This window comes from Micromonospora sp. KC721, assembly GCF_004348355.1.
Taxonomy (GTDB): Bacteria; Actinomycetota; Actinomycetes; order Mycobacteriales; family Micromonosporaceae; genus Micromonospora.
In genome coordinates, this window is sequence record NZ_SMJY01000288.1 from 1 (window position 1) to 5,431 (window position 5,431).

Sequence of the window (5,431 nt, forward strand, 5' to 3'; positions counted from 1 at the left end):
GGACCGACCAGCCGTGGGCGGGTGGGGCGTACCCGGCAGAGCAGCAGAACTGGTCGGAGGTGCAGGTCGGCGACCGGTGGGCCGAGGTGCGCGACGACGGGCACGGGCGTGAGGTGCGGGTCGGGGAGCGCCGGGCCGAGCTGCACACCGACGGTGCCGGGTTCCGGGTGCAGGACCGCTGGGCGGCGGTACGGCAGGACGAGCCCCAGCAGCCGACCGGCCAGTGGGGTGGCGGCTGGACCGAGCCGGCGGACCGGCCGGCGTTGCCGCAGGACGGGGTGCCCGTGCCGCAGGAGTGGCGGGCGGCGGGCCGGCAGCCGGCCGAGGAGCAGTGGGGCCAGCAGTCGGCCGGCCAGTGGCGGGCGCCCGCGCCGAGGGAACCGGTCGAGGCGTGGCGCACCCCGGAGCCGGAGCCCCGTCACCAGCAGTGGGGTGGCGAGGGACAGTACGGCTACCCCCAAGAGCGACAGTACGGCTATCCCCAGCAGGACGTCCCGCGCGCCGGCAGCCGCTGACGTCGACGGCGGGACGCCCGACCTACTTGTCGATGTCGCCGACCACGAAGAACATCGAGCCGAGGATGGCGATCAGGTCCGGAACCAGGCAGCCGGGGAGCAGGCTGGCCAACGCCTGCACGTTCGCGTACGACGCGGTGCGCAGCTTGAGCCGCCACGGCGTCTTCTCCCCGCGCGACACCAGGTAGTAGCCGTTGATGCCGAGGGGGTTCTCGGTCCAGGCGTAGGTGTGCCCCTCGGGTGCCTTGACGACCTTCGGCAGCCGGGTGTTCACCGGACCGGTGAGCCGGTCCACCCGCTCCAGACACTGCCGGGCGAGGTCGAGTGAGGCGTACACCTGGTCGAGCAGCACCTCGAAACGGGCGTGGCAGTCCCCGGCGGTGCGGGTGACCACCGGCACGTCGAGCTGGTCGTACGCCAGGTAGGGCTCGTCGCGGCGCAGGTCCAGGTCGAGCCCGGAGGCCCGGGCGACCGGACCGGACGCGCCGAACGCGGCGGCGTCGGCGGCGGACAGCACGCCCACCCCGACGGTGCGGGCCAGGAAGATCTCGTTGCGCCGGATGAGATGGTCGAGGTCGGGCATCCGGCGGTGCACCTCGTCGATGGCGGCGCGGGCCCGCCCGGTCCAGCCGGCGGGCACCTCCTCCTTGAGCCCGCCGACCCGGTTGAACATGTAGTGGATCCGGCCGCCGGAGACCTCCTCCATCACCGCCTGGAGGGTCTCCCGTTCCCGGAACGCGTAGAAGACCGGGGTGATCGCGCCGATCTCCAGTGGGTAGGAGCCGAGGAACATCAGGTGGTTGAGGACCCGGTTCAGCTCGGCCAGCGCCATCCGCAGCCAGACGGCCCGCTCCGGCACCTCCATGCCCATCAGCCGCTCCACGGCGAGCACCACGCCCAGCTCGTTGGCGAAGGCGGAGAGCCAGTCGTGCCGGTTGGCCAGCACGATGATCTGCCGGTAGTCGCGGACCTCGAAGAGCTTCTCCGCGCCCCGGTGCATGTATCCGACGATCGGCTCGGCGGAGATCACCCGCTCCCCGTCGAGCACCAGCTTCAGCCGGAGCACGCCGTGGGTGGAGGGGTGCTGCGGCCCGATGTTGAGCACCATGTCGGTGCCGAGCTGCTCCCCGCCGGCGCCCGTGCCGACGGTCAGGTCGCGGAGGTCGCCGGCGTGGGTGGTCATGCCCGCCATCGTGCCACGAACGCCGCCGGGTCGACGTCGACCGGTTGCCGCAACCACCAGTGCCCGCCGAGGCCGGCCGGGTCGGTCAGTTCGGCCGCCGTCGACGCGGCGGCCAGCGCCCGCACGTACCCGGCGGGGTCGCGGGTGGCCAGGTCGAGTGGTGGCCGATCGCCGCCGGCCCCGAGCGCCCGCAGCGCCTCCCGCTGGCGGACCAGCGAGTACGCACACCGGGCGACCCGCTGGCCGGCGGAGGCGACGGAGTCCATGGCGACGTGCGCGGTGACGTCGCAGGAGCCGTCGGGCACCGGCGGCACCTGCCGCCCACCCCGGTATCCGGTCACCGTCCCGTCCACGGGCCGGTCGTCCGCCAGGTGCCCGTAGTCCACGGCCACCGCCAGCCCTCGGTCGATGTGCTTGACCGCGCCGGCCCAGGCTTCGTCCCTGGTCCTTCCGATCTCGGCTCTTCCGCTGATCGTGGGCGTGGGTTCCGGGTGGCCTGCCGGGACGGGCCACCACCGGTCGAGCCATGCCCGGTCGGCGGGGTCGACCGGGTCACCCACGGTCTCCTCGCCGGTGGCTGGGTCGACCAGCAGGTAGCGCCACCCGTCGGCGGTCCGCGCGGCCACGTCGAGCGGCACGTTGTCGAGCCACTCGGTGGCGACCAGCAGCCCCACGATCCGGTCGGGGATCGCGTCGGCCCAGGCGACCTGCGGGGGCAGGTGGGCCGGCCGGGGGGCCTTCTCGACGGCGGTGAGGCGTACCCGGGAGACGAGCGGTGCCGGGCCGGCCTCCCGCACGTCCTCTACCTGCTCCACGGCTTGGAGCAGTGCGACCAGCAGTTCCCCGCGGCCGGATCCGACGTCGACCACGTCCAGCCGGACGGGGTGGCCGAGGGCGGCGTCGACGTGGGTGAGCAGCCGGGCCAGGGTCGCGGTGAAGGTGGGGGAGGCGTGCACGCTGGTGCGGAAGTGGGCGGCCGGCCCGGCCCCGGCGACGAAGAACCCGTCCGGCCCGTAGAGGGCCCGGCCCATCGCGTCCCGCCAGCGGATCGGCATCAGTTCGTTCCTCGTTGCGCAGCCGTCACCGTGCCGACCCTACGGTCAGCCGGCCCGAGACGGGTCACGGTTGCGGTGCCCCCGGCTGGTGACCGCCGGGCCGGGCCGCCATCGGCGCCCGGTCGGTGAACGATTTCACACACCCTTGTTTCGGCTCCTCGACCCCGGCGCATACTTGCGATCGACCGGTACCCCCTTTCGAGGACTGGATCATTGCCATGAGCGCACCGCTGCGCCCGCGTCCGACCGCCCCGCCCGGGGTCGTCGTACCGTCGGGAGGCGCCCCCGTCGGCGCCCTGCCCACCTTTCCCCGCTCCCTGACCGTCGGTGTCGTCGGTGCCGGTCGGGTCGGTGCCGTACTGGGTGCCGCGCTCGTGGCCGCCGGTCACCGGGTGGTGGCCGCCTCCGGCGTCTCCGGGGCCGCGCAGGCCCGGATCGCCCTGCTGCTGCCCGACACCCGGAACCGTTGCGTGGCATCGGTGGCCCGCGCCGCCACCGACCTGCTGGTCGTCGCCGTGCCGGATGACTCCCTGGCTGCCGTGGTGGTCGGCCTGGCCGAGACCGGCGCGTTGCACCCCGGCCAGGTGGTCGCGCACACCTCCGGCGCGCACGGGCTCGCCGTGCTGGCTCCGGCCGCCGCGGTGGGCGCGTACCCGCTGGCCCTGCACCCCGCGATGACCTTCACCGGTACGCCGGACGACCTCGGCCGGCTCGCCGGCATCTCCTACGGGGTGACCGCCGCGCCCGGGCTGCGCCCACTCGCGGCGCGGCTGGTGGCCGACCTTGGCGGGGTGCCCGAGTGGATCGGCGAGGCGGACCGGCCGCTCTACCACGCGGCGTTGGCGCACGGCGCGAACCACCTGGTGACCCTGGTCAACGAGGCGGCCGACCGGCTGCGTGACGCCGGGGTCACCAGCCCGGAGAAGGTGCTCGCCCCGCTGCTGCGGGCGGCTCTGGAGAACGCGCTGCGGTACGGCGACGACGCGCTGACCGGCCCGGTCGCCCGGGGTGACGCGGGCACCGTGCGCCGGCACCTGTCCCGCCTGGCGCAGACCGCACCGGAATCCGTGGCCCCCTATCTGGCGTTGGCGCGGCGTAGCGCCGATCGGGCGATCGCGGCGGGCCGGCTGCGGCCGGTCGACGCGGAGTCGCTGCTGGACGTGCTGGCGGAAACCCAGGTGGCAGCCGAGCCCGGCAGTCGCGAACGCCAGGTTTTTCGGTGAGCGCGAGGAGTGAGCCGGTGTTGCGAGCCCCGCAGTCGCGAACGCCAGGTTTTTCGGTGAGCGCGAGGAGTGAGCCGGTGTTGCGAGCCCCGCAGTCGCGAACGCCAGGTTTTTCGGTGAGCGCGAGGAGTGAGCCGGTGTTGCGAGCCCCGCAGTCGCGAACGGAGAAGACGCCATGACGGAGTTGGTGCACAGCCGGGCGGCACTGGCGAAGGCCCGGGACGGGCTGACGGGCACCGTCGGCGTGGTGATGACCATGGGCGCGCTGCACGAGGGGCATGAGGCGCTGGTCCGGGCCGCCCGGGAGCGGGCCGGCCACGTGCTCGTGACGATCTTCGTCAACCCGTTGCAGTTCGGGCCGAACGAGGATCTCGACCGCTATCCGCGCACTCTCGACGCCGACCTGGAGGTCTGCCGCCGCGCCGGGGCGGACCTGGTGTTCGCGCCGTCGGTGCTGGAGATGTACCCGGACGGGCAGCCGGTGGTACGGGTCAATCCGGGTCAGCTCGGGGAGGATCTGGAGGGGCTGAGCCGCCCTGGTTTCTTCCACGGGGTGCTCACCGTGGTGTTGAAGCTGCTGCAACTCACCCGCCCGCAGTTCGCCTTCTTCGGTGAGAAGGACTACCAGCAGCTCACCCTGGTCCGGCGGATGGTCCGTGACCTGGACGTGCCGGTGGAGGTGGTCGGCGTGCCGACCGTCCGTGAGCCGGACGGCCTGGCGTTGTCCAGCCGCAACCGCTATCTCTCCCCGCAGCGGCGGCGGACGGCGGCGGGCCTGTCGGCCGCGCTGCGGGCCGGCGCGACCGCCGCGGACGAGGGAGCCGACGCCGGGGAGGTGCTGGCCGCCGCCCACCGGGCGTTCGCCGCCGCGGGCGGGGACGCGGAACTGGACTACCTGGTGCTCACCGACCCGGATCTGGAACCCGGCCCGGTGTTCGGTCCGGCTCGGCTGCTGGTCGCGGCCTGGGTGGGCGACACCCGGCTGATCGACAACATGGCGATCCGACTCGCCCCCCGTTCCTGACCCCCACCATCTGCTGAGAGGCTCCCATGTTCCGGACCATGCTCAAGTCGAAGATCCACCGGGCCACCGTGACCCAGGCCGACCTGCACTACGTCGGCTCGGTGACCGTGGACCAGGACCTTCTCGACGCCGCCGACCTGCTTCCCGGCGAGCAGGTCGCGATCGTGGATGTGACCAACGGGGCCCGGCTGGAGACGTACGTGATCCCGGGCGAGCGGGGCAGCGGCGTGATCGGCATCAACGGCGCGGCGGCGCACCTGGTGCACCCGGGTGACCTGGTCATTCTCATCTCGTACGGGCAGATGGACGATGCCGAGGCGCGCGCCTACCAGCCTCGGGTGGTGCACGTGGACGCGGACAACCGGGTGGTCGACCTGACCGCCGATCCCGCCACTGCCGCCCCGGGCACTGCCGGTGCCCCCATCCCCAAC

The 5,431-nt window shown here is 73.6% G+C and carries 5 protein-coding genes and 1 pseudogene; 4 read left to right on the forward strand and 2 right to left on the reverse strand.

The genetic code is table 11. The features are described from left to right. A pseudogene (locus E1182_RS31395) lies at positions 1-515 on the forward strand (hypothetical protein); the annotation flags it as partial. Positions 516-537: 22 nt separating this feature from the next. On the opposite strand, the gene E1182_RS28830 reads toward E1182_RS31395, so the two are convergent. Next, positions 538-1,707, reverse strand: a complete 1,170-nt coding sequence (locus E1182_RS28830) for an NADH-quinone oxidoreductase subunit D (RefSeq protein WP_207921560.1) — start codon at positions 1,705-1,707, stop codon at positions 538-540. After that, positions 1,695-2,753, reverse strand: a complete 1,059-nt coding sequence (locus E1182_RS28835; RefSeq protein ID WP_132270886.1) for an SAM-dependent methyltransferase — start codon at positions 2,751-2,753, stop codon at positions 1,695-1,697. The genes E1182_RS28830 and E1182_RS28835 overlap by 13 nt, the downstream gene beginning before the upstream one ends. A 218-nt stretch (positions 2,754-2,971) precedes the next feature. Here E1182_RS28835 and E1182_RS28840 point away from each other — a divergent pair, with 218 nt between their 5' ends. The 3 genes from E1182_RS28840 to panD all read left to right on the forward strand — a co-directional run. Then, entirely contained in the window at positions 2,972-3,976 is a 1,005-nt protein-coding gene (locus E1182_RS28840) for a Rossmann-like and DUF2520 domain-containing protein (RefSeq protein WP_132270887.1), read from the forward strand. A gap of 175 nt (positions 3,977-4,151) precedes the next feature. Next, positions 4,152-5,000 (forward strand): pantoate--beta-alanine ligase, encoded by an 849-nt coding sequence (gene panC, locus E1182_RS28845; protein ID WP_132270888.1) that lies wholly within the window; start codon positions 4,152-4,154, stop codon positions 4,998-5,000. A 26-nt stretch (positions 5,001-5,026) separates the two neighbouring features. Further along, positions 5,027-5,431, forward strand: a 405-nt coding sequence (gene panD / locus E1182_RS28850) for an aspartate 1-decarboxylase (RefSeq protein ID WP_132270889.1), incomplete at its 3' end; no start/stop codon positions are given.